The 25142-nt window shown below is 43.4% G+C and carries 20 protein-coding genes and 1 riboswitch; of the genes, 13 read left to right on the top strand and 7 right to left on the bottom strand.

All coding sequences use genetic code 11. The features are described 5' to 3' along the window. The first annotated feature begins 69 nt into the window (after positions 1-69). The 6 genes from CGC64_RS15730 to CGC64_RS15755 all read left to right on the top strand — a co-directional run bounded on the left by CGC64_RS15730 (position 70) and on the right by CGC64_RS15755 (position 9358). Positions 70-759, top strand: coding sequence for a response regulator transcription factor (locus CGC64_RS15730; RefSeq protein ID WP_005677957.1), 690 nt, complete (start codon positions 70-72; stop codon positions 757-759). Positions 760-768: 9 nt separating this feature from the next. Beyond that, positions 769-2550, top strand: a complete 1782-nt coding sequence (locus tag CGC64_RS15735) for a sensor histidine kinase (RefSeq protein ID WP_005677956.1) — start codon at positions 769-771, stop codon at positions 2548-2550. A gap of 620 nt (positions 2551-3170) precedes the next feature. Beyond that, positions 3171-4109, top strand: a complete 939-nt coding sequence (locus CGC64_RS15740; RefSeq protein ID WP_005677953.1) for a DUF5106 domain-containing protein — start codon at positions 3171-3173, stop codon at positions 4107-4109. Positions 4110-4143: 34 nt separating this feature from the next. Beyond that, a riboswitch (cobalamin riboswitch) is annotated at positions 4144-4350 on the top strand. Between the two features lie 183 nt (positions 4351-4533). Beyond that, positions 4534-6576: a TonB-dependent receptor plug domain-containing protein gene (locus CGC64_RS15745; protein ID WP_032855222.1), complete on the top strand. Its 2043-nt coding sequence runs from the start codon at positions 4534-4536 to the stop codon at positions 6574-6576. 17 nt (positions 6577-6593) lie between these two features. Further along, the gene (locus CGC64_RS15750) at positions 6594-8576 is read left to right on the top strand and encodes a YncE family protein (protein ID WP_005677951.1); all 1983 of its coding nucleotides are present in this window, start codon (positions 6594-6596) and stop codon (positions 8574-8576) included. Positions 8577-8614: 38 nt separating this feature from the next. Next, positions 8615-9358: a DUF4465 domain-containing protein gene (locus CGC64_RS15755; protein WP_005677950.1), complete on the top strand. Its 744-nt coding sequence runs from the start codon at positions 8615-8617 to the stop codon at positions 9356-9358. Positions 9359-9495: 137 nt separating this feature from the next. Here CGC64_RS15755 and CGC64_RS15760 read toward each other — a convergent pair whose 3' ends face one another. The 4 genes from CGC64_RS15760 to mutY form a co-directional block, all read right to left on the bottom strand. Continuing rightward, positions 9496-10128 (bottom strand): 4'-phosphopantetheinyl transferase family protein, encoded by a 633-nt coding sequence (locus CGC64_RS15760; RefSeq protein WP_005677949.1) that lies wholly within the window; start codon positions 10126-10128, stop codon positions 9496-9498. A 1-nt stretch (position 10129) separates the two neighbouring features. Further along, complete coding sequence (locus tag CGC64_RS15765; RefSeq protein ID WP_005681474.1) at positions 10130-11485, bottom strand: gliding motility-associated protein GldE; 1356 nt, start codon at positions 11483-11485, stop codon at positions 10130-10132. 77 nt (positions 11486-11562) lie between these two features. Continuing rightward, positions 11563-12042: a single-stranded DNA-binding protein gene (locus CGC64_RS15770; RefSeq protein WP_005677946.1), complete on the bottom strand. Its 480-nt coding sequence runs from the start codon at positions 12040-12042 to the stop codon at positions 11563-11565. Positions 12043-12129: 87 nt separating this feature from the next. Then, a complete protein-coding gene (gene mutY, locus CGC64_RS15775; RefSeq protein ID WP_032855251.1) occupies positions 12130-13182 on the bottom strand; it encodes an A/G-specific adenine glycosylase in 1053 nt (350 codons plus the stop codon). Between the two features lie 208 nt (positions 13183-13390). On the opposite strand from mutY, the gene CGC64_RS15780 reads away from it, so the two are divergent. Beyond that, complete coding sequence (locus CGC64_RS15780; RefSeq protein ID WP_005677943.1) at positions 13391-13666, top strand: HU family DNA-binding protein; 276 nt, start codon at positions 13391-13393, stop codon at positions 13664-13666. 287 nt (positions 13667-13953) lie between these two features. Then, positions 13954-15528, top strand: a complete 1575-nt coding sequence (locus CGC64_RS15785; protein ID WP_005681476.1) for an Rne/Rng family ribonuclease — start codon at positions 13954-13956, stop codon at positions 15526-15528. Positions 15529-15573: 45 nt separating this feature from the next. On the opposite strand, the gene CGC64_RS15790 is transcribed toward CGC64_RS15785, so the two are convergent. The 3 genes from CGC64_RS15790 to CGC64_RS15800 form a co-directional block, all read right to left on the bottom strand. Further along, positions 15574-16413 (bottom strand): Rpn family recombination-promoting nuclease/putative transposase, encoded by an 840-nt coding sequence (locus tag CGC64_RS15790; protein WP_005677941.1) that lies wholly within the window; start codon positions 16411-16413, stop codon positions 15574-15576. A 484-nt stretch (positions 16414-16897) separates the two neighbouring features. Further along, the gene (locus CGC64_RS15795) at positions 16898-19864 is read right to left on the bottom strand and encodes a coiled-coil domain-containing protein (RefSeq protein WP_005677940.1); all 2967 of its coding nucleotides are present in this window, start codon (positions 19862-19864) and stop codon (positions 16898-16900) included. A 375-nt stretch (positions 19865-20239) separates the two neighbouring features. Further along, positions 20240-21184 carry a tyrosine-type recombinase/integrase gene (locus tag CGC64_RS15800; protein WP_005677939.1) on the bottom strand — a complete coding sequence of 315 codons (945 nt, stop codon included), beginning with the start codon at positions 21182-21184 and terminating at the stop codon, positions 20240-20242. 203 nt (positions 21185-21387) lie between these two features. Between CGC64_RS15800 and CGC64_RS15805 the strand changes: the two genes are divergently transcribed. The 5 genes from CGC64_RS15805 (at position 21388) to CGC64_RS15825 (ending at position 25136) form a co-directional block, all read left to right on the top strand. Then, entirely contained in the window at positions 21388-21693 is a 306-nt protein-coding gene (locus CGC64_RS15805) for a DUF4248 domain-containing protein (RefSeq protein ID WP_005677938.1), read from the top strand. A 418-nt stretch (positions 21694-22111) separates the two neighbouring features. Beyond that, positions 22112-22741, top strand: coding sequence for a hypothetical protein (locus CGC64_RS15810; protein WP_005677934.1), 630 nt, complete (start codon positions 22112-22114; stop codon positions 22739-22741). Between the two features lie 2 nt (positions 22742-22743). Then, a complete protein-coding gene (gene dnaB, locus CGC64_RS15815) occupies positions 22744-24123 on the top strand; it encodes a replicative DNA helicase (RefSeq protein WP_032855249.1) in 1380 nt (459 codons plus the stop codon). A 190-nt stretch (positions 24124-24313) separates the two neighbouring features. Further along, entirely contained in the window at positions 24314-24823 is a 510-nt protein-coding gene (locus tag CGC64_RS15820) for an HU family DNA-binding protein (RefSeq protein WP_005677930.1), read from the top strand. Positions 24824-24851: 28 nt separating this feature from the next. Further along, a complete protein-coding gene (locus CGC64_RS15825; protein WP_005677929.1) occupies positions 24852-25136 on the top strand; it encodes a hypothetical protein in 285 nt (94 codons plus the stop codon). Positions 25137-25142 lie beyond the last annotated feature (6 nt).

Genomic DNA, 25142 nt, shown 5'->3' on the forward strand with positions numbered 1-25142 from the left:
GTCTCCTCATCTTTGTCCCGAAATAAAAAAAAGACTAACTTTGTCATATCACATTAATACATATATCTTATGAACGAAACCCGTATTTTAGTTGTCGACGATGAAGAAGACCTCTGTGAGATTCTGAAATTCAATCTTGAAAACGAAGGTTATGAAGTGGATACCGCCAATTCTGCCGAAGAAGCGCTAAAAATGGACATCAGCAGTTATCACCTGATTCTCCTCGATGTGATGATGGGAGAAATCTCCGGCTTCAAAATGGCGAATATGTTGAAAAAAGACAAGAAAACAGCTAAAGTGCCCATTATCTTTATCACAGCCAAAGATACGGAAAACGATACGGTCACAGGCTTTAACCTGGGAGCGGATGATTATATTTCCAAGCCTTTCTCCCTGCGTGAAGTGATCGCACGTGTGAAGGCCGTACTCCGGCGTACCGCAACAGCGGAAACGGAAAGAGCCCCCGAACGGCTCGTCTATCAGTCATTGGTCATTGATATTACCAAGAAAAAGGTTAGTATCGACGGCGAAGAAGTGCAGCTTACTAAAAAAGAATTTGAAATATTGCTTCTATTGGTACAGAACAAAGGACGTGTATTTTCACGCGAAGATATCCTCACCCGCATCTGGAGCAATGAAGTTTACGTGCTCGACCGTACTATCGACGTAAATATCACCCGCTTGCGGAAAAAGATAGGCGAATACGGCAAATGCATTGTCACCCGCCTCGGATACGGATACTGTTTCGAAGCAGAATAATTATTGATTATGAACCTACCTGTCAATCAAAAACATTTCCTCTCTTTCAGCCGGAAACTCTTTCTTTCGGTCATTTCGTTGTTCCTGGTATTCGCAATCTGTTTCATCGCCTATCAGTACCAACGGGAAAGGGAATATAAAGTCGAACTGCTGAATACACAGTTACAAGACTATAACAGCCGGCTGTACGAACAACTGAACGATAGTCCGGCTATCGAAGAAACTACCGACAAATATATCCGTAACCATGCATTGAAGGATTTGCGTGTGACGCTGATTGATTTGCAGGGAAATGTCATTTATGACAGTTATAAGACACAAGAAATAAAACACGAAAACCACCGCGACCGTCCCGAAGTGCAGAGAGCCTTGAAAGAAGGAAACGGATTCGATGTACGCCGTACTTCCGAAACCACCGGACTTCCTTATTTTTACTCCGCCACACGTTACGGGGATTATATTGTCCGGTCGGCGTTGCCGTATAATGTCAGCTTAATCAATAACCTGAAAGCAGACCCGCATTACCTGTGGTTCACCGTGATTGTTTCTTTATTGCTGATGATTATTTTCTATAAATTCACCAATAAGCTGGGAACTTCGATCAGCCAACTCCGCGAGTTTGCCATGCGTGCCGACCGGAATGAGCCTATCGAAATGGCGATGCAGTCAGCCTTTCCGCACAACGAACTGGGAGAAATTTCACAGCATATCATTCAGATCTACAAACGTCTGCACGAAACGAAAGAAGCACTCTATATCGAACGTGAAAAACTGATTACCCATCTTCAGATTTCGCACGAGGGACTAGGGATATTCACGAAAGACAAAAAGGAGATTCTGGTCAACAATCTCTTTACCCAATACAGCAATCTGATTTCCGACTCTAACCTGGAAACGACGGAAGAGGTCTTTGCAATCAGTGAGCTGAAAGAGATTATCCATTTTATAAACAAGAACCAGCAACAACGTTCGCTCAGTAAAGATGAGAAGCGGATGTCTATTACTATTAATAAGAACGGACGGACATTTATCGTAGAATGTATTATCTTCCAAGATGCCAGTTTCGAGATTTCTATCAACGATGTCACTCAGGAAGAAGAACAGGTGCGCCTGAAACGCCAACTGACGCAGAACATTGCCCACGAATTGAAAACACCTGTCAGCAGTATCCAAGGGTATCTGGAAACAATCGTCAACAATGATAATATTTCACGGGAGAAAATGAACACTTTCCTTGAACGTTGTTATGCACAAAGTAATCGTCTGAGCCGGCTGTTGCGTGACATATCTGTATTGACGCGCATGGACGAAGCCGCCAACATGATCGACATGGAACGGGTGGACATCAGTGTATTGGTAGGTAACATCATCAACGAAGTTGCTTTGGAATTGGAAGAAAAACATATCACTATCGTCGACTCATTAAAGAAGGGAATACAGATCAAGGGTAATTACTCCCTGCTCTACTCCATTTTCCGCAATTTAATGGATAATGCGATTGCTTACGCCGGAACGAATATTCAAATCAACATCAACTGTTTCCGTGAGGACGAGAACTTCTACTATTTCAGTTTCTCCGATACGGGCGTAGGCGTACCGGCCGAACACCTGAACCGTTTATTCGAGCGTTTCTACCGGGTAGATAAAGGTCGCTCACGCAAACTGGGCGGTACCGGTTTGGGGCTGGCTATCGTAAAAAATGCCGTGATTATTCATGGCGGCAATATCTCCGCCAAAAGCAGTCAAAGCGGTGGACTGGAATTCGTGTTTACACTGGGGAAAGAGAAATAATCTTTCTCCGGCAGATATAGATTATTACTCGTCTCATTCGAGTCTGCTTACACGTTCCGAAAAAATTACCGGAGAAAGACTTCAATTATTATTACCATAAAAATACAAATCTCGAGACTTAGAATAAGCGTTATATAAAAAAACGAACATTCCACTACATAAACGTTCTTATCGTTATTAATAAATTCAATGATCGTTTATTATAAACGTCCCCTCCGTTTATTATAAACTTTAAAATAAAAATTCATAGAAAAACATCCGAAATAATACAACAAAAAAGGCTGCGAACCTTATAAAATTCGCAGCCTTTAGCCAGTATTGATCGCCCTTCCCCTCATCAAAAAAGGAGGAGACAATCTATATTTGTTGTAAAATTACACCACTTTCTACTTTTATTCCATACTTTTTCATTCTTCTGTTATTGATTTCACGTTCTCTGTCTACAAATATACAACATAAAAAAGCATTTGTCAAGTCCCTCCGACGAAATTATAGTTAACTGATAACTTCAAATAATATCCTGCCGAACAAAAAAAGAAGAATGTTTTGAATAAAATAAAAAGGGAGTTATCTTTGCCTGCAACTTGAAAAATAATCAGATAAATGTAGAACAGCAAGTCATGAAAACAAACTTAAATATCCTTCCCATTCTCTGCTTCCTCCTCCTTTGGTCCTGCAAAAGCGGGAATGCTTCAAGCCAGACTAAAAACGAAGTGTCACAGGACACTATCAAGACTTTCACGCTGCCCGCTATCCCTCAAATAATGGTAGCACCGGAACAACGTGCCGAGTTCTTAGTAAAGCACTACTGGGATAATGTGAACTTCGCCGACACCAACTACATTCATCATCCGGAAATAACCGAACAGGCGTGGGTGGATTACTGCGACATTCTGAATCATGTCCCCCTCAAAACCGCACAGGAAGCTATACGCAAAACGATCGACCGCACAAACGTAGACAAGAAAGTATTCGCCTACATCACCGATTTAGCGGATAAATACTTATATGACCCCAACTCTCCGATGCGTAACGAGGAATTTTATATTCCCGTATTGGAAGCAATGGCAGCCTCTCCCGTATTGGAAGAGATAGAAAAAGTACGCCCCAAGGCACGGTTGGAATTAGCTCAAAAGAACCGCATAGGCACCAAAGCTATAAACTTCACCTATACCCTTGCTTCCGGCGCTCAAGGCTCCCTCTATCAGCTTAATGCCGATTATCTTCTGCTATTTATCAATAATCCCGGTTGCCACGCTTGTACGGAGACAATCGAAGGTTTAAAGCAAGCCCCTATCATCAGCCAACTCATAAAGGAGAAGAAGCTGATCGTCCTTTCTATCTACCCCGATGAAGAGTTGGATGACTGGCGCAAACATCTGAATGAATTTCCCAAAGAATGGATTAACGGATATGATAAGAAATTCACAATCAAAGAGAAACAACTGTATGACCTGAAAGCGATCCCTACTTTATACCTATTAAATAAAGAGAAAACCGTATTGTTGAAAGATGCTACCACACAAGCGATTGAAGAATACCTGATGATACATCAATAATCTTCTTCTTTCTTGCATAAAACAAATAAACTATCTATCTTTGTCGCGCATCGGTTTGCAACTCTCACATACGAGGGAAGCGATTAAAAGGGAATCAGGTGTAAATCCTGAACAGTCCCGCTGCTGTAAGTTCCACACATTACGTTGCGAGCAACCTACTTTTAGCCACTGGAAAGAAACTTCCGGGAAGGCGCCCGCAACAGGAACAAGTCAGAAGACCTGCCGTGCAACCAATTTCACTGCTTTCGAGGAAAAAGCGTTGAGTCTAATGAACCGGACAATTCGTCTATCATTTCATTCATCACTCTGATTCAGAGAAAGTATGTTTAAATTAATAAACTCTGCCAAAGTTTATTTAGCGTGTCCGGTCGAAGGGATTTCGCCCGGACACTTTTAAAATGTGAAAACAGCCAGAAAATCAAGGATGAGATATGTGACGTTTTATATGAGTATCTGTGCAGCATTCTGCTGCCAATTTCTATCCATACCGCTTTTTGCACAACAGCAGAAAGTGGATACAACGCATACCTATTTTATTCCGGAGGTTACCGTTTCTGATATTTACCAGACCCGTGAGGTCCGTTCTACTGCACCTCTACAACTATTTTCCAAAGAAGCCCTGAAGAATCTGCACGCCTTGCAAGTGTCCGATGCGGTGAAGCATTTTGCCGGTGTGACTGTAAAAGACTACGGAGGCATAGGAGGTCTGAAAACTGTCTCCATACGCAGTTTGGGAGCACAGCACACCGCCGTAGGCTATGACGGAATTGCCATAACGGACTGTCAGACGGGACAGATCGACATCGGCCGTTTCTCACTTGATAATGTAGATCAACTTTCGTTGAGCAACGGGCAGAGTGACAATATCTTCCAACCGGCACGTTTCTTCGCTTCTGCAGGAATATTGGACATACAGACGCTCACTCCCCGCTTTGAGAAAGGGAAACGAACTAATATAAGCGCTGCTTTCAAAACCGGTTCGTGGGGACTTGTCAATCCCTCTATCTTATTGGAACAACAACTCAGCCCCCAATGGACAGTTTCGGCGAACGGTGAATGGATGTCGTCAGACGGACAATATCCGTACACGCTACGTTATGGAAACGCAGCAGACGACCTGACTTCACGTGAAAAACGGAAGAACACGGATGTCGAAACGTTCCGTGCCGAAGCCGGGCTTTACGGCAACTTCTCCGACAAAGAGCAATGGCGGCTAAAAGCTTACTACTTCCAGTCTTCCAGGGGATTGCCGAAAGCGACCACGCTATATAACGACTTTTCCGCACAGCACCTCTGGGACAAAAATACATTTATACAAAGCCAATATAAAAAGGAATTCAGCCGGCAATGGGTATTCCGGACTTCTGCCAAATGGAACTGGAGTTACCAGCATTATCTGGACCCTGCTATCAAAAACAATGAAGGCAAAACAGAGAACAGCTATTACCAGCAGGAATACTATCTTTCCGCCTCCGTGTTATACAGGCTGCTGAACAATCTTTCGTTTTCATTATCTACCGACGGCAGTATCAACACGATGAATGCCAACATGGCAGACTTTGCACATCCCACACGCTATTCGTGGTTGACAGCCATTGCCGGAAAATACGTCAACGAATGGTTCACTCTATCTGTTTCCGCCTTGGCAACCGTTATCAACGAGCAGGCCGACAAGGGAGGAAGCGCAGGCAATCACCGCAAATTAACTCCTTACGTCAGCGCCACATTCAAGCCTTTCCGGAATGAAGAATTTCGTGTCCGTTTCTTCTACAAAGATATTTTCCGTTTGCCTAGTTTCAATGATTTATATTATCAGGAAGTGGGTAACAGCAAATTGAAACCCGAAAATGCCCGTCAATACAATATCGGTTTGACGTATAGCAGAAATGTATGTACATTCCTGCCCTACCTGTCGGCAACCGTTGACGCATATTATAACAAAGTGACGGACAAAATCATTGCTTACCCGACCAAGAACCTTGCTGTGTGGAGCATGAGGAATTTGGGCAGTGTAGAGATCAAAGGTATTGACGCCACAGGAAGCCTATCGCTCCAACCCCGGGAAAGTATCCGTATCAATTTTTCCGGGAACTATACTTATCAACGGGCATTAGATGTCACAACTCCGGACGCCAGCTCGAACAAATCGACTTATAAACATCAGATAGCCTACACCCCCCGCGTCTCCGCTTCGGGACAAGCGGGCATCGAAACACCCTGGATAGATTTATCTTATTCGTTCCTCTTTTCGGGAAAACGTTATGCGTTGGGACAGAACATTCCCGAAAACCGGTTGGCCAGTTACAGCGATCACAGTATTTCAGCCGGCCGAGACTTCCGGATAAGAAAAGTTACAACGTCTCTTAGCGTAGAGGTTTTGAATCTGCTGGATAAAAATTACGAGATTGTTCAGTTCTTCCCCATGCCCGGCCGTTCAGTCAGGGCAACATTGAAGATAAGATATTAATATTATAAAAGGATATTATGGACGTGAAAAGGAAATTGACATATATATTCCGGCTCTGTCTGCCGCTGCTATTATTACTCAACGCTTGCGATGATATGGAGGACAAGCCCTTCACCTCATCGGACATCACAGGTGACCCGACAGAGACGGATACAGCCGAACTCTATGCGTTGTGCGAAGGATTGTTCAATCAGAATAACAGTTCGCTGATGCGTTTTTCTTTCAATAACCAGCGAATGGTACGCAATTATTTCAAGACGATCAATCACCGGGGACTGGGAGATACGGCTAATGATCTGGCAATTTACGGTAGCAAGATATATATTGTAGCCAACGTTTCCAGTACGATAGAAATAGTGGATTTCCAAACGGGAAACTCGCTGAAACAGATTCAAATGCTGACAGAGAACGGAAATCCCCGGGAACCGCGATACATTGCTTTTCATAAAGAAAAAGCCTATGTCTGTTCTTATGACGGTACGGTAGCACGTATTGACACGGCTTCGCTTACCATAGACGCTATGACAACAGTGGGACGTAATCCTGACGGAATTTGTGTACAGGATGACAAGTTATATGTTTCCAACTCCGGCGGATTGGACCATGCGTCGGGATTGGGGGTAGACAATACAGTGTCCGTGGTTGACATCGCTACATTCAAGGAAACCGATAAAATTATCGTAGGTCCGAATCCGGGAAAGATCATTGCCGATACGAAAGAAAAAGTCGTTTATGTAGCCACCCGTGGCGAAGATGTAGAAGCCGGAGATTATAATTTCGCAAAAATAGATTGCCGGACAAAGGTAGTCACCCACTATAATGAGAGAGTACAAAACTTTGCTATTGACGGAGAGATTGCTTATCTATATAACTATAATTACAGTACACAAACCGCTTCTATCAAGACATTCAATCTAAAAACAGGAGAAACTGTCCGTGAAAATTTCATTACGGACGGAACCAATATCAGCACTCCTTATGGAATCAATGTCAATCCCTACAGTGGGAATATATATATCACAGACGCTTATGACTACACCGTATATGGAGATTTGCTTTGTTTCAACCAACAAGGACAACTCTTGTTCCGCCTAAATAATATCGGACTGAATCCAAATACAATCGTATTCAGCGACAAGGCTTCCCGAAGCGATATTGATGATACCGGAGAAACAGAAAATTCATTGGCTTTTGCCAATAAGGTATGGGAGTACAGGCCGGCTCCGGGACAATTTATCAATACTACTACATCTGCCTATAAAAATGGATTTACCTATGATGATATACTGAAAGAAGCAACCCGCAAAATACGGCAAAAATCAATCATCACTTTAGGAGGATTCGGCGGTTACATTGTTCTGGGTTTCCCGCAATCAATCCCGAACGTAGAAGGAGAGTATGATTTCAAGATAAAAGGAAATGCTTATTACAATCTGAAAACAGAAACAGGAAAATTAGGGGGAAGCGCCGAACCGGGTATCGTATTTGTATCTAAAGATGTAAATGGCAATGGAGAACCCGATGATGAGTGGTATGAGCTGGCCGGAAGCGAATACGGGAAAGATACGGAGACACGTGGATATGAGATCACTTATTATCGACCGGAACCGGCAAACCAGAATGTCTCTTGGAAAGACAATCAAGGAAACGAAGGTGAAATCCTCCGGAACAGCTTTCATAACCAAGAGTCCTATTATCCTGTATGGATACAGGAAAATGAAATAACATTCCGGGGAACACGCTTAAAGGACAATGCTGTTCCGGAAAATGGATTATGGGTAGGATATTGCTATCCGTGGGGATATGCCGACAATCATCGCAATGATAAAGAAGGCAGTAATTTTAAAATAGACTGGGCAATAGACAGCAATGGAGAATCCATCGTTTTGGATTGTATAGACTTTGTGAAAATCATGACTGCCGTCAATCAAGACTCAGGGCAAATGGGAGAAATATCGACAGAAGTAACAACTGTCGAAAACCTGCATTTCAAGAATTAATCAATAAAACAATTAATAACTAAAAATTAAAAAAGGACATGAAGAAATTATCTTTATTACTACTGTTGTCAGTATTTGTATTTTGCAGTTGCGGGGATGATGACGATGATGTAAAAAACGAAGTGGTCGTTAGTTTTGAGAATCTATTGACCGAGGAAAACAGTCAATTTATCGCAGACGGTACCCCCAACAATCAGGCATTCCAAGAAACTGATTTCAAAGATCCTAAAAACTTAATTAATTTCAACCACTATTATGCCGACTGGGGTTCCGGTTATAGTTTTGCCGGATTTTCTTATATGAATATAACAGATAATCAAACAGCCAATAGTCCTGCACCAATAACAGGTAAAGCTAAAATTGGTAGTGTGTATATTGGTGTAGACAGTACCGACGGAGAATATGGAACTCCAGCAATTCTGACCATATTAGATACTAACTATAAATTAAAAGGAACCTGGATAGCAAACAGTACATGGGCATACATGGGTATGATACAAGGAGACGGTTATGCAAGGGCTTTCAAGGCGGGAGATTGGTATAAAGTTACAGCAACAGGATACGATGAAGCTGGTAATGAAACAGGAAAAGCAGAAATCTTATTAGCAAATTATAAGACCGATAATGACCTTCCTGTTAAAGAATGGATATGGTTTGACCTAACCCCGCTCCAAAATGCTGTAAAAGTTAAATTTATACCCGACTCTAGTGATAAAAATGAATATGGTATGAACACTGCCTCCTATTTCTGTCTTGACGGCATCACGTTAATTGAGAAATAAAACAATCATTCTGTCCGTCTGGCGCACTAAGTTACAGACTTAACAAGAAAGATAAGTGACCAAAGATAAACGGTGAACAATTTGTGGAGACTCCACTCATTGCTCACCGTTATTTTTTATAGAATACATAGTCCGCGTCAACACGAAGTCCACGTCAACACAAAGTCCTCACAGATACGATACCCCACAGAAAAGAGTGACTGCCCTTCCGTCGCATATTCTCTAACCTGAAAAGTGCCTTCCTTTTGAGGAATAAAATGCGATAAACAAAGTTTCCGCAAATCAGCGTCGGCATTCTTCATGCATTTGAAAATCGTTTCCTTTGCCGACCAGTGCAACAGTACCCCCCACGTAGTATCTCCCTGATAAGCCTCTACCTGCTCATCCGGACGAATAAAACGATCGAAAACTTTATGTACCCGTTTGCCATATTGTTCAATATCAATGCCAACAGGAGTTTTGGGATTAAGAATCACCGCCACATACCCTTTCGTATGCGAAATACTGATAAAAAAGGAATCATCAGTCAGAAACGGTTTGCCTTCCGAAGAATAACCTATTTGCTTATCTTCTTTCAACATAAAGTACAATAAGACACGGACAGACAACCACTCTATCTTTCTCCGTTCGGAAGCAAATTGCAAAAGTTCCTGTTCACAACAGACCCTGCGCGCATCAGGTAAAAGAGCCAACAATGCCTCCAGTGATTCCTCCACCTTCCAGACAGCCCATTGTGTATCATTCGTTTTATCTTGCAGAAATAATCCCATTTTACTCTTTGTCTTCCGCCCCTTCCGTTTCTTCTTTCGGCAGGATCGTAAACTTCACCTTTAAAATACGGCGGCTGTCCATTTCCAGCACTTCAAACTCATAATTATGATAAGTCACCTTCTCATGCAATGCGGGAAATTCACCTTTAATCTCAAGCAACATCCCTGCCAGTGTATCGGCATCCCCTACCACTCTCTCAAACTCATCTTCGTCCACTTTCGCAATCTTGTAAAAGTCCGTAAGCTGAGTCTTAGCTTCAAATATCCAGGTATGGTCATTCAACACGACATACGTGCGTTCCTCATCATCATATTCATCATGTATCTCACCAACAATTTCTTCAATGATATCCTCCATTGTCACCAGTCCGGAAGTACCTCCGAACTCATCCACAACGATAGCAATATGAATCTTGTTCGCCTGAAAATCACGAAGCAAATCATCAATCATCTTTGTCTCCGGCACAAAATAAGCAGGCCGGATCAATGATTGCCAACGGAAGTTATCTCCTTTGTTCACATGCGGCAGAAGGTCTTTGATATACAACACCCCTTTTATATTATCCCGCGAACCGGAATAAATAGGAATACGCGAATAAGCATTTTCAATGATACACTGCATCACCTCCTTGAAAGGGGTACGGATATCCAGATCGACCATATCCAGGCGCGACGTCATTACCTCCTTTACCGTTTCGCCACCAAAACGGATAATCCCTTCCAGAATATTATTCTCCTCGGAGATTTCCGCCTTATCCGTCAACTCCAGTGCATGCGACAGTTCATCTACGGAAATATTATGATTCTTCTTGGCGAAGTGCTTGTTCAGGAAAGTAGTAGAGCGCACCAAGACAGAAGCAATCGGATAGAATACCTTTTCCAAGGCATAAATCCCCGGTGCGGAGAAACGGCAGAAAGCCAACGTCTTCTGCGCCGAATAAATCTTCGGCATGATTTCACCGAACAACAGCAGTAAGAAAGTAAGAATAACAGTCAATATCAGGAACTCTGCCAACGGAGAATGGAATACAAACACATTCATAAAGAAGAAATTGCAGAGCATGATAATGGTTACGTTCACAAAATTATTAGTAATCAATATCGTTGCCAACAAACGTTCGGAATCATCCAGAAGAAAGCTTATCTTTTCGTCAGCAGGATGTTTGCGTTCGTCAATATCATTCTTGTCCGAGGGAGAAAGCGAGAAAAAAGCTATTTCTGAAGCCGAAGCAAAGCCGGAAGCAAGCAGGAGCACACCAGCCAGCACTATGGCAATAATAGCAGAGATAGAAGGAGTGTTTACGGTAATACCGTTGAAAATATCAGCCAATTGGCTTAAATAACCATCTGAGTCCAAAGAGTATATATTTTAGTTAAACAAAAGACAATGTGCCAATCAGCTTTTATAAACCAGTTGGCACACTGTCACAGTATTTAGAACGGCAAATCATCTGCCGGGTTATCTTGTACAGGTTGCGCCTGCGACTGCTGCGGCTGTTGGTTTTGTTGCATTTGCTGCGGCTGTTGTGACGGTGTTGCAGCCCCCTGTTGTGCAGAAGTGCCCGCACCTTGGCCGGCCCCTTTCGGGGTCAACATTTCCATATTGTCCACATAAATCTCGGTGATATAGCGCATAGCTCCCGACTGGTCGCTGTAAGAGCGAGTTCTGATCTTTCCCTCCAGATACAGTTTGTCACCTTTGTGTACATACTTATCCACGATTTCAGCCAGACGGTTGGATGCTACAATATTATGCCATTCAGTTCTTTCGGGAATCTGCGTACCATTTTGCAATGTATATCCGCGATCGGTCGTAGCCAACGGAAAAGTTGCCACTGCCGACCCCGTATCAAAGTATTTCACCCGTGGATCTTGTCCCACGTTACCTATCAATATCACTCTGTTTACTGACATATATGTATCAAGTTTATCATTCTTTAATTCAAATCTGCTGCCAAAATTAAACAGAATAACAATAGAATGCAAGGATTGTTGTAACTTTTATTTCGAATCGACATACTTCTCAATAAAAGCGTGCACCAATCTGGGGACGGCATATTGCCCCAGTTCCTCCGCCTTTATTTTCCGATAGTTACCGAAAGAAGCCGACTCTGCGGGCAGAGTCACCTCATAGAAATTAGCATAAATCACCCGATGAGACAGCACGTGCTTCACCTCTCTGCAAACCGAACGCACCACGACCGGTTTCTCCCCCTCTGCCACTAACTCCCTAAATTCGGGTAAAGCCAGAAACTCCTCCTCCGACAAAGCAACCGAAGTCTCTATCAACGGCAATTCAAACAAATTCTTCCAAATATCATCCGCCGTCCGTTTATTTATAAAGGTATACGCGCCCGCACGTACATAAATATAATTAAAGTAACGATTCGTTATCTTCGTCTTGTGCTGCTTCACCGGCAGTTGTGCCACCCTTCCCGCAGAAAGTGCCGAACAACTCTCCGCCAACGGGCAAAACAGACAGTCAGGCGATTGTGGCGTACACTGTATCGCACCGAAATCCATAATCCCCTGATTGTAAAGAGCCGGCTGCTTCCTGTCCAGCATTTCATCCGCCAAGGCAGCAAACAACTTCTTCCCTTCCGTCGAATCAATCGGCGTATCAACACCGAAATAACGGGAAAGCACCCGATACACATTGCCGTCCACCACCGCATAAGGCATTCCATAGGCAAAGGAACAGATAGCCGCTGCCGTATACTCTCCCACCCCTTTCAGAGCAAGTACTTCCGGATATGTCTTAGGGAAAACACCGTTCATGCTTTTCGCCGCCGCATGAAGATTACGGGCACGCGAATAATATCCCAACCCCTGCCAGAACTTCATCACCTCATCCTCGTCCGCATCCGCCAGGCTCTGCACATCAGGAAAACGCTTGATAAACCGTAGAAAATAATCGTAGCCTTGCGCCACGCGTGTCTGCTGAAGAATAATTTCGGAAATCCATATCAGATAAGGATCCGAAGATTCCCGCCAGGGCAATTCTCGTTTATTCTCCTTATACCAGTCTATAATTGCTTTACTAAAAATATTCATTCCCATATCGGTTGTTCGTCTTACATTTATCTTGCAAATACTATCCAAAAGCAGTACAAAAGTAACTCTTTTGACTCTAAGAAAACTTAATGCCTCCACTTTTTTAGAAAAATGTGCAGAATATATTTTTTTAGCAGACCAAAAAGCTATATATTTGCAGTCCAAAAAATTAGCAAAAACCTAGTAATAATATTTTTTTTAAGGAAAAATGACTAAAGCAGATATTGTAAACGAGATTACAAAGAAAACCGGTATTGACAAGACAACCGTTCTTACAACAGTTGAAGCATTCATGGATGCCGTAAAAGATTCGTTGTCTAACGATGAGAATGTATACCTTCGTGGATTTGGTAGCTTCGTGGTGAAGAAAAGAGCCCAGAAGACTGCTCGCAACATTTCCAAGAATACTACTATCATCATCCCCGAGCACAACATTCCGGCTTTCAAACCGGCTAAGACATTTACAATCTCAGTAAAAAAATAAATTTAACAAGAGTATTAACCCATAAAATGTGAAGCTATGCCAAGCGGAAAGAAGAAAAAAAGACATAAAATGTCTACGCACAAGCGTAAAAAAAGACTAAGAAAGAACAGACATAAAAGCAAAAAATAATTTTTAAGTCTGGATCACACAGAAATAAAGAACAAACTTGCGAAGCTCGATGTCTTTCAAGTTTGTTCTTTGTTTAAGTAGCTAACCCAAAATGAACAATTTGTCAAAAAAGTTGTTCATAGTAAATGAGATTCAATCAATAATAAGGAAACAAAACAGTGACAAGTGAACTAGTAGTTGACGTACAACCCAAAGAGGTCTCTATCGCTCTTCTCGAAGATAAGAGTCTGGTGGAACTTCAAAGCGAAGGGAGAAACATTTCTTTCTCCGTGGGCAATATGTATTTGGGACGTATCAAGAAATTGATGCCCGGTCTGAATGCATGTTTCGTGGACGTCGGTTACGAGAAAGACGCTTTCCTTCATTATCTTGACCTGGGTCCTCAATTTAACTCACTCGAAAAGTTTATAAAGCAGACTTTAAGCGACAAGAAGAAGCTGACTTCTATCAGCAAAGCAACCCTACTTCCCGATCTTGACAAGGACGGAACCGTATCCAACACACTCAAGGTGGGACAAGAAGTAGTGGTGCAAATTGTAAAGGAACCTATCTCCACTAAGGGACCGCGACTGACGTCCGAGATTTCATTTGCCGGACGCTACCTCGTGCTTATCCCTTTCAATGACAAGGTTTCTGTTTCGCAAAAAATTAAATCGAGCGAAGAACGCGCCCGCCTGAAACAGTTGCTGATGAGCATCAAGCCGAAAAATTTCGGTGTCATCGTCCGCACGGTAGCCGAAGGCAAACGCGTAGCCGAACTCGACGGAGAGCTTAGAGTCCTGGTTAAACATTGGGAAGATGCAATGGCTAAAGTACAGAAAGCCACCAAGTATCCGACGTTGATTTATGAAGAAACCAGTCGCGCCGTAGGTTTGTTGCGCGACCTCTTCAACCCTTCTTTTGAGAATATTCACGTCAACGACGAGGCTGTGTACAACGAAATCAAAGACTATGTATCACTGATCGCGCCCGACCGGGCAAACATCGTGAAACTGTACAAAGGCCAGCTTCCCATTTACGACAATTTCGGTATCACCAAGCAGATTAAATCATCGTTTGGTAAAACAGTCTCTTACAAGAGTGGTGCCTATCTGATTATTGAGCACACTGAGGCGCTTCACGTAGTAGACGTGAACAGCGGTAACCGCACCAAGAATGCCAACGGGCAGGAAGGTAACGCACTCGAAGTAAACCTGGGAGCCGCCGACGAGCTGGCTCGCCAACTGCGATTAAGAGATATGGGTGGTATCATTGTCGTAGACTTCATCGACATGAATGAAGCCGAAAACCGTCAGAAGCTTTATGAACGGATGTGTGCCAATATGCAGAAAGACAGGGCACGGCATAATATTCTGCCGCTCAGCAAATTCGGGCTGATGCAGATTACACGCCAGCGTGTGCGTCCGGCTATGGACGTCAACACGACCGAAATTTGTCCTACCTGCTTCGGAAAAGGCACTATCAAGTCGTCCATTCTCTTTACGGACACTTTGGAGAGTAAAATTGATTATCTGGTCAACAAACTGAAGGTTAAGAAATTCTCGTTACACGTCCATCCGTATGTTGCCGCCTACATCAATCAGGGACTCGTTTCCCTGAAACGGAAATGGCAGATGAAATACGGATTCGGTATCAAGGTTATTCCAAGTCAGAAACTCGCTTTCTTACAATATGTGTTCTATGATACACATGGAGAAGAAATCGACATGAAGGAAGAAATCGAAATCAAATAGACAGAAAAGGCGGCTCGCGGGAAACGGGTCGCCTTTTTGTTTCTATCATTCTAATTTTTCAATTTCTTCGGTTGTAAGTCCGGTACATTCCGAAATTAGTTCGAGAGAAAGACCTTTGGATTTCATGATACGGGCTGTTACTTCCTTTTCTTTCTGCATCCCTTTCTGCATCCCCTTCTTTTCAGCAAAATCCAGCGTATTGAAATAGTCATTGTAGACTTTCCATTCTTCTTCGTACTGTGCTCTTTCTTCCTGGGTCATATTTGCTTTGGAAGCCAGCTTTTCCAGTCGTTCGAAGACGGCTTTTCGTGCCTTAAAAGGCATTCTGTCAAGTGTATCCATATGCTTTAATATATAAATCCAGCGTTCAAAATCCGTATTGCATTCATCCTCTTCTTTATTAAAGTTTGGCAATTCGATAAAGATTTGCCGAAACTTGTCATTAAAGAGCTTTCCTGTAGCCCGGTCGGATAAGACAACATCTGTCCTTATCGTTGCAGGCATGTCCTTGTCCATTACAAAGTTCATGAAGAACACTCCATATACAGCATCCAACCGGAAATTCCATTGTCCCCTTTTGGCTTGTTGCGTAATGGCCCTTGAGAGATAGAAAAGAGCACGGTCCTTAAAATAAGGTTGTTCCCGATTCTGCATTTCCACGATAATACGCTCACCTGTATCGGTCATGCAGTAGATATCGTAGATGATCCCTCGTTCATTTTTTACTTCCGGCTGTTGTTCGTTGTTGAGGAACTGAATGTCGGTTATCACATGCTCTCCTACGAGCAAATCATTTAAGAAGCTGATTAATAACTCCTTTTCTACCTCTCTGCCGAATAAAAACTTAAAGCCGTAATCGGTAAAGGGATTAATAAATCTTCCCATTATACGTGTTGATTGTGTATCTTACAACAAAGATAAGGCTTTTTTGTTGAATAAGAACTGGTTGGAATAAAAAATGAGTTGTTCACAAAGAACATTTTTCCTTTAGAATAAGAGAGAAGGAGATGTAAGGACGAAAAGCCCGGACTTTCGCAAGCACGGGCTTTTTGTATTCTCAAGACATCCCCCTTTCATAGGGGAAATCATGACCGGCTAATTGTGACCGGTATAATAAGGGAGATGCATTAAGAGTTAGCAAAAGGGATGTCAGTGGGAAATTATTAGGAAGACATCCCTTTTCTTAAGAAGCACAGCATAGAAGGATTGACTTTCACAAGCGAATGGCTTCGTACTGGTGCTTCTCGGAGTTTTCTTCACCACGAGGGTGAAGAAGGGTTTATCTTGTTGATTTCAAAGATATCTCCCGGTCTTTCAGAAAATGAATCCGGGAATCACGAGAGATATCGTCTGATACATCAAAGGCTTATTACCATGCAGGAACTGTAACTGTTACAGTTTTAGCCTCCATAGCACCCCAAGGAGATTTAGGAGTAACTGTTACTTTTACTTCCATTGGTTTTGCACTTACAGACCAATCGGCTGCCGTTGTTGTTAATTTGAGCACGCCTTTAGCAATAGTAGGTTCAAAGAAGCCATTATTAGCACCTTCTTCCATTACATATTCTACATCGAAACCATATATAGTCATAGGATCATTGCTGTCGTAAATATTCTCAGCAGCTTCCGGCCATATTTTGTTTTCAGCAGCAGTAGCATCTTTCCAAACAAGAGCAGTTTTCAAATCAAGACCTTCTTTTCTCTTTTCTATTGAAGTTACATCATAAGTAAGTTTACCTTGATCTTCCGGTTTTTCTGCGCTATATGCAAATGTTCCGTTCAGTTTATCAGCAGGAATTGTCACTGCAATTTCTTTAGAGAATACTTCATGTTCACCGCACTTTCCTGTCAGTGTTACTTTAATAGGATCACCTTCGTAAGAATTAGTTACAGTTACATCACCACTTTCAGTTACAGTGACACCTGTAATAGAAACTTCACCTTCAGCAAGAACAGGAGCAAACTTTAAAGTAGCACCGGAACCTAAGCCAGCAAAACTGCTCTCAACAGCTGCATAGTTAGAATAAAGCTCTTTCAGGTTTCTTGTTGCTGTTACAGCTGTATAATTACTTTCCTGAGTACCTGCACCTGTAAATGTACGACCCAGTACTGCTTTACTTCCGTCCCAAGTCTGAGCATTATCTATTAGTTTGAAAGCTGCATCATTTGCATCAGGATAGCTTATCGTTACACCTTTCACTGTTACATCAATGCTCTTGTTGCCGTCTTGACTAGTAATTCTAGTAGTAATATCAGTAGCTTCGCATACTGTGCTTGCAGGAACTTTCAAGACAAGAGCACCGCTAGAACTGCCCAACTTAATTGTCTGAGTTACCGGAACTGCTGTAAATGTACAATTGTTGAAATTATCAACGCCCAATGCTTCCTTTATCTTAGCTACGGCAGCTACGGTAGCACTTTCTGCAGTTACATCGAGTGTATATGATTTTTCTGCGCCATTCCACAGAAGAGGTAATTGCGCAGCAGCAAGTACAACTTCTTGTGCTTCACCTTCAGTGATCAATTTAACCTCTCCATAATCACCAGTATATTCTACTGTTTTTTCAGAAGAAGCACCCAGACCAGACACTGTTATTGTATACGATACTTTCGCCTTGTTACTTACTTCTGCTGCTTCTTTTGCAGACAACACGCCTGCTTCAGACAATTCAAAATTAGCGGCATTAGTACCTCCCAGAGTTAACTCCATAGGGAACTTATCTGCAGAAATTCCATATTGACTTAGCTTCGTTCTTGTGTCGGCTTCGCCTTCAACATCTCCATTATTATCTACTGATGAATAAACTGTCAAAGTATAGTCACCACCCGTTTTATAGTCGATAGTGTTTCCTTTAACTAATGTTGCCGGCTTTTCTTTCGGAGTCCACTCTACCTTGCTAATATACAGATTATTCTTCACAGCAACGAAATAGTTTGAAGAAATATCATTCAAAGTCTTCGCCTCACCTTCAACTTTATCCGTCAGTGTCAAAGCGATTGCATAGCTAGCTGCTGCCTTACTAGCATCTAAAGTCACCTCAATCAGATTGGCTTCGTCTTCTACAGCTTCAATCTTTGTAATATTGAACAATTCACCTGTAGCACGTGTTTTCACCGTCTGATAATCTACTGCAACATTATATTTAGCAGTTGCCTGTCCAAAATTATCAATCAGTTCCTTCGCTGCACTACTCGGGGATACACGGAATCTCACTTTCACATCGCCACCGCTAATCATCGGTTCCCAATCGGCTGCATTACCGTTAGAACCAAACTTAGCATAGAACGTACTAAGCTGAACCAGTCCGTCTGCATATTCCGGTACGTATACGATACTTTGGATCATGCCTTTCAGTGCTGTAATTTCTGCTTCCAATTCTGCTTTCAACTTACCTAATGTAGACTCTACATTTGTCAATTCAGTGTCAATGATGCCTTGTACAGCCTCCCCAAAAGTCTTACCTTCAGGAATTTGGAGTGCAGTCAAAGCATTTTTTGCAGCCACAATCTCATTGATAAGTGCTGCATAGTCTTTAGACTGACCTTCCTCAGTACCTACGTGTGCATTGATAGCTTTCAACAGTTCATCCAAACTGTCCAGTTGTTTTTTGATAACACCGTTTTCTTTAAAGATTTCATTGTAGATTTTATCTACAAATCCCGTCAAATCCTTTACACCGGTTATTCCGAGGCCTTCAATGTGCTCATTCAGTGCTTTAGCATTTGATGCAACACCGGCTTGTACAGCTTCGATTACATATTGGGCAATAGCTCCCTTGTTTTCACCTTTATCGTTCAGTGCATTTATAATGCTCTGATTGATGAATTTATCGAAGCTAGTGTTTTCGAAGCCGCTCAAATCCTCCGGATTAGCAATAAACTTATTTTCTGCATCAATCAAAGCCTGAAGAGTCGTCTTCATTCCCTTCAAAGCCTCAATATCTCTATTAATGGCATCAACTGTTGCCTGACTGGCTTTACCATTTATTAATTCAGTAAGTTCAGTCTTAGCTGCTGCCAAGGCATCAGCTACGGTTTTATCACCAGCTGCCAGCTTACCTTCCAATTCTTTAATTTTGGCTTCCAAATCAGTGGCAGTAACTTTGCCGTCAACCAGATCCTGCAAGTCTTTAACCTTCTTTTCCAAAGCTTTCGTTGCCGCATCAACAGCAGCTTTCATGTCTTCCGTGCTCACAGGATTAGTCGATTTAATATTATCGACCTGTTCCTGCAAGCCTTTAATGTCGTCATCATAATCCTTACAACTTGTGACTGTTGTAGTGACTGCAAGCGTCAATGCCCCGAAAAGCATTACCCTAACAAAATTTTTCTTCATAACTACTTAAAAATTACATTAATAATATATTATTAAACACTAAGTTTCAATAATAGACGGCCCGTTACTTCGTAGGTAACGGAGAAACCTTTGTTCCTGCTCTCTGAGAGTAGTCGATACTGAAAAATGATACGATAAGTGATGAAAGTTCTTTACCCCTGCTTCTGACGAGCGGCAGAGGGGAGGGAAACCTTTTGCAATATTTAGAAGTTAACAAAGCCCTAATACAAAGAATCCACGTGTTTTATCTGTCCTAGTTCCGCTTTTGAGTAGTTTATTGGAAAAAATGTTTGATTTCGTTTGGTTGTTTTAAGAAATATGCTCATATTTGCACCGATATTCAAACCCGTTACCTACGAAGTAACAGACTTACAATCAAGCGCTTACACCTATCACAGAGCGTTTTACAAAATCGAGAACCTGTTTATTTGCTTCATCAATTTTCTTACTCCGGAAAGGTTTGAGATACGTCTCGGTCACTGTAATGGACGAATGTCCCATAGCTTCGGAGATAATGCCCGGGTGAATTTCGCAATAATAAGCCGTTGTAGCCCAGGTATGGCGCGCGGTATAGGAGCTCAATCTATCCTTCAATCCCAAAAACCTTCCCAATAGTTCCAACTGATAATTGAAATGGCGCAATGCCAACTGATATTCCCGATAAGCTTCCGGCGAACCTTCGGCGCTGCGGAGAATAGGGAACAAATAAGGCGAACGCTTATCACGGTTCATATACTTCTGCAAGAGGAACATGGCTTCCGGTGTCAACGTCACCGACAACGGACGACCCGTTTTGCGGCGACGGTAAGTAATGACATCCCCCCGAAGATCGCTCTTACGCAGGTAAGCCAGATCGACAAAAGGCAATCCCCGAAGCAGGAACATGAGAATAAACAATTCCTGCGCACCCCTCATGCCGGGAGGTATGGCGGCCGACTGCAACAGGCGGGCAAACACCTTCTTCATGTCTTCCATATCCAACGCCCGCCGGCGGTCCGCCCGCGTACCTGTATATACGGAACGGAACAGATGCGGCACGTACGGCGCACGATGAAGATCGACGGCCCGATTGTAAACGGCACGCATCGTGCGAAGGTACGTAGACACCGTGTTCCAACTACACCCGCGGGCACGAAGGCTACCCTCAAAATGTTTCAGCCACTCCGGAGTTATTTCCCGAAACTCCACGCTTTCCGATTCCTGAAAAACAAGAATCGCATTCAAACTACTTCTATACACATGAGCAGTCCCTAAATTTCCACTCTGCTGCAAATCGGCAGCCACTTGTTTCATAAACGAAGTAAAACTTTCCTTCTTCATCAACAAATAATTTAATTAATAATATTTACTATTCCCACACTTTACTTTAGTAAAACAAAAAATTCAATATATAAAAATTTACATACATAAAATTACAAAAATAAAAACTAAAACTTTCATGTTATTTATCAAATATATTTTCATATATTTGTGCGGTTTTTAAGACAAAAGCCATAATTAAGAAACAATTAAATTGTAAATTTATGAAAAGTAATGAAGTAGCTGACGAAAGCTACAGCATTAACGGTTTCAAGCATTTTTCCGATTTGGCAGTGGCATACTTCCCTCAAATGGCAAGTACATCGTCCGCCAGCAAAAAAATGCGTAATTGTATCAAAGCAAGTAATGCTTTGAGTGAACAACTTGCCGACGCGCACTACACCGACACGACGATCGAGATCAGCCCCGAAATGCAGCTAATCATCTACCGCCATTGGGGACCGCCCCACATTATACTGTCGGTCAAAGTACAGCGCGTAGCAGAAAACAAAAACACGGATAAGAAATAAAAGAAAAATCGAACTATATATTTTTAAATATATCATTTATCTTTTATCGTTTATTATGTATTCCACTTTGCGTTCGGCATTTTTTCCCACAGAAAGATAACTCTCAAAAATACAGCTATTTGCAGTAGGAAAAAAGTGTTCCACAAAGTGTTCGTAAAAACGACCGTATTTTTCAACTAAAACAGAGCCTCCGATTCAACCGAACGAAGGCTCTGTTTGTCTGTATCAAAGGCTCTGCCGGACAGAAACGGAGTATCTGTTTCATCATCCCCTCCGGAGAACATCCGCAGAGAGAAAAAACAGTTAGCGGAAGTACATTCGAAGTCCGCAACCGTCCACAGTCATCCACACACCACAACGCCTCTTGCAAGCCATACGCAAAGGGATTACCTTTACCGAAAATTTTAAATAAGCCAAAATGAACAAATTTAATTTCCAAGCCATGACAAAGCATGGTTTTCTCATTATCCCGAAAACCTTATTGCAACAACAGATAGAAAATCCGCACCTGCAAGAGGGAGAGATAGAGGCACTCCTGAAAATCCTGATGAAAGTCAACTATTCGGAAACGCTATACAACGACCGCTGCAACAAGAACTGCCCGTGCAAAAGAGGTGAAAGCCTGTTCAGTTACCGCGACTGGAGCCGCGTTCTCCACTGGTCCACCGGGAAGACTTTCCGCTTCATGCACGGACTTGCCACCCGGGGAATCATCGAAATCATCCCCCACCCCAACAATACATCCCTGCACATACGCGTCGTCGAATATGACAAATGGGTGGGACTGCCCGATGCCGGGAAACAGAAAAAGAAAGCTGTCAACGAGAAGTTCCAACTGTTCTGGAACGAATACCACAGCATCACGCAGCTTCCCAAGGAGAACATCGCCAAGGCGCAACGCGAGTGGAAGAAGCTGAGTGACAAGGAACAACAACTGGCAATCGACAACATCGAAGTATATTATTTCCACCAGACGAACGTCAATTTTCTCCTCCATGCCGGCAGTTATTTATCGAACAAAGCTTTCCTGAACGAATACACCTATTAATGATGAATACCGAAAACAGAGTTTCGCCCCAAGCACCCGAAATAGAGGAAGCGATCCTCGGCGCCTGCCTGATAGAACAGGAAGCCATGCCGCTGGTAGCCGACAAGCTACGCCCCGAAATGTTTTACGTGCTACGCCACCAGATAATCTACGCCGCCATGCTGGCGATGTATCAGGCGGGTACCAAAATCGACATCCTCACCGTGAAAGAGGAACTTTCACACCGCGGAAAGCTCGAAGAAGCGGGCGGTCCGTATGGTATCACCCAACTGAGCAGTAAAGTGGCAAGTTCCGCACACATCGAATACCACATCCGGATTGTGCACGAAAAATACCTGCGGCGCGAAATGATCCTGGGCTTCAACAAACTTCTCGCCTGTTCGCTGGACGAAACCATGGATATCGACGACTCGCTGATAGATGCACACAACCTGCTCGACCGCCTGGAGGGTGAGTTCAACCACAACACCCACCTGCGCGACATGGACGCACTGATGAGCGCCGCCATGACCGAAGCCGAGGGACGTATCGCCAAGAGTACGAACGGAGTGACCGGCATTCCCACCGGACTGACGGATCTGGACCGCATGACGTCCGGACTCCAGAACAGTGATCTAATAGTACTTGCCGCCCGTCCCGGTGTAGGGAAAACCGGCATGGCATTGCATCTGGCACGGAACGCGGCAATGGCAGGATATGCCGTAGCCGTCTACAGTCTTGAGATGCAAGGGGAAAGGCTGGCCGACCGCTGGCTGACGGCAGCCAGTGAGATCAGCGCCCGCCGGTGGCGGTCGGGAACAGTCAGCACGCAGGAACTGGCAGAAGCACACGCCACAGCCGCCGACCTCGCACGTCTCCCGATACACGTAGATGACAGTACATCGGTCAACATGGAACACATCCGTTGCAGCGCCCGGCTGCTGCAAAGCCGGAATGAGTGCAACATGATTATCATCGATTACCTGCAACTATGCGACATGACGACGGGACAAAACAACCGTAACCGAGAGCAGGAAGTGGCGCAAGCCACCCGCAAGGCCAAGCTGCTTGCCAAAGAACTGAATGTGCCTGTGGTGTTGCTCAGCCAGTTGAACCGTGTGTCGGAGGGCCGTCCCGCCGGTCGCCCCGAACTGTCACAACTCCGCGAGAGCGGAGCGATCGAGCAGGATGCGGACGTCGTGTTACTACTCTACCGCCCTGCCCTCGCACGCATACCGACCGACCGCGAAAGCGGTTATCCCACCGAAGGGCTCGGCATTATAATCGTAGCCAAACAACGCAACGGGGAAACCGGGAACGCTTATTTCGGGCATAATCCGGAAATGACAAAAATTACGGACTATGTACCGCCATTGGAGTTTCTGCTGAAACATGCAAAGTAAAAGTGATTCCAGTGTGAGACAGATTCAATTTTATACAACAATAATTTTCAATCATCCGTGCCTTGTTTTATTTCAAAAATCAGTATAAAATAAATGGCAAAATACTTGACTTCTCCTTTCAGATTTTGTATATTTGTAATGTCAATAATGACAGAAAATATTATTACTTAAACCTTAACTTTTTTCAATTATGAACGTATTAGTGGAGCGCTATCAGCGCAGAAAGTATGTGAATCAGGAAGATTCGCAGGTGTTGTATTATGTACGCCAGAAATCGGGTACTGTGAGAGTTATGGACGTCAATAAGCTGGCGAATGCGATCGAGGCGAATTCTTCGCTCACAGCGGGAGATGTGAAGCACGCTATCGAGGCTTTTGTAGAGCAGTTGCGTCTGTCGCTCACGCAGGGCGATAAAGTGAAGATCGACGGATTGGGCACGTTCCACATCACGTTGAGCAGCGAGGGCACGGAGAAGGAGAAAGATTGCACGGTGCGCAGTATCCGCCGGGTGAATGTCCGTTTCGTGGCGGACAAGGCGCTGCACCTGGTGAATACCAGCCACACTGCCACCCGAAGTGAGAATAATGTAGATTTCGTCCTTGCGGGGAAGGGCGAAGGTGAAACCGACGGCTCCGATGACGGAAACGGCGGAAATGATAAACCGGGCGGCGGTGGTGTCACTCCCGACCCGTCTGTTTAAAGGTATTCTTCATTAATAAATCACATTCATGTTAGATAAGATTATAGAAATCATTATGACGGTGCTGCCCTTTCTGGGCAGCAGCCGCAAGAAGCGCAAAGTCATGGCGCAGGAGGTAAAAGAGTTCAGCGAACTGGTGAAAGACCAATATACTTTTCTGATGCAGCAATTGGAGAAGGTGTTGAAGGATTATTTTGACCTTAGTTCGAGGGTGAAGGAAATGCATACGGAGATCTTTTCACTGCGGGGACAACTTGCACAGGCGGCAGCCCTGCAATGCAGCAATAAAGATTGTACGCAACGGGCGCTGTGAAAGAGA

It is taken from the genome of Bacteroides caccae (assembly GCF_002222615.2).
Classification (GTDB): Bacteria; Bacteroidota; Bacteroidia; order Bacteroidales; family Bacteroidaceae; genus Bacteroides; species Bacteroides caccae.